Origin of the sequence: Candidatus Litorirhabdus singularis (genome assembly GCF_026262625.1) — a bacterium.
Lineage (GTDB): Bacteria > Pseudomonadota > Gammaproteobacteria > Pseudomonadales > Halieaceae > Litorirhabdus > Litorirhabdus singularis.
In genome coordinates this window covers 1-916 of the sequence record NZ_SHNN01000018.1, presented here as the reverse complement: position 1 = coordinate 916, position 916 = coordinate 1, and the positions used below count along the sequence as shown (strand labels likewise).

Annotated in this window: 1 protein-coding gene; it reads left to right on the top strand. The window is 52.9% G+C overall.

The window, feature by feature from the left end; genetic code table 11:
* Nucleotides 1-898, top strand: an 898-nt coding sequence (locus tag EYC98_RS21660) for an IS30 family transposase (protein WP_279247501.1), incomplete at its 5' end; no start/stop codon positions are given.
* Nucleotides 899-916: the final 18 nt, after the last annotated feature.

The following is a 916-nucleotide window of genomic DNA, read 5'->3' as shown; positions in this document are numbered from 1 at the left end:
GATCAGGCGGAACTCGTCTTCCGTTGGCTACTGCGCTGCCGAAGCGGGTAAAGCCTACCGAACCCGGCGTAAACGCTGCGTGAAACCGCGAAAGATTATCAGTAACCAGGCCTTGCGCGCCGTCGTTGAAGATCGCCTGCTCAATCTGAAATGGTCTCCTGCACAAATAGCCGCTACCCTGCAGATGCGTTACCCCGAGCAGACCGCAATGCATGTGAGCCCCGAGACAATTTATGCCCATATCTATGCCCATCCGCGAGGAGAGCTAAGAAAGCTCTTTGTGCATTCCCTACGACGTAGCAAATCGAAACGGGGGCCACGTGGCTCAAAGGATAGTTGTTACAGCAGCCTGAAAATCGACGAAGAACAACGGTTTTGCAACCGTCCGGAAGACATCAACACTCGAGAAGTCGCTGGTCACTGGGAGGGGGATCTGATCGTTGGCGCAATGAATCAATCTTGTGTGGGCACGCTTGTGGAGCGTAAAACGGGTTTTGTTGTGCTGGCCAAAATGCACAGCAAATCGGCGCTCCACGTGCGGGAAGGCTTCGAGGCCACCATGAAGCAAGTACCTGATTTTTTGCGCTTGTCGATGACCTATGATCGAGGTGCGGAAATGGCGCAACACCCCTTGATGTCCAAGAACCTGGATCTAAAAGTCTACTTCGCTGATCGTAATGCACCTTGGCAACGCGGGAGTAGCGAAAACATCAACGGCTTGCTGCGGCAGTTCTTGCCCAAGGGAGAGAACCTGAAGCAGTATGATCAGGCGGAACTGGACCACATCGCTTGGCTTCTGAATACGCGACCTCGCAAGCGGTTTGGGTTTAAAACACCGCAAGAACTAATGGAGCGTGAAATGGACGGAGGGTTGATACGTGTTGCACTTGATTCTTGAATCCAAGCAGAGCCCTTT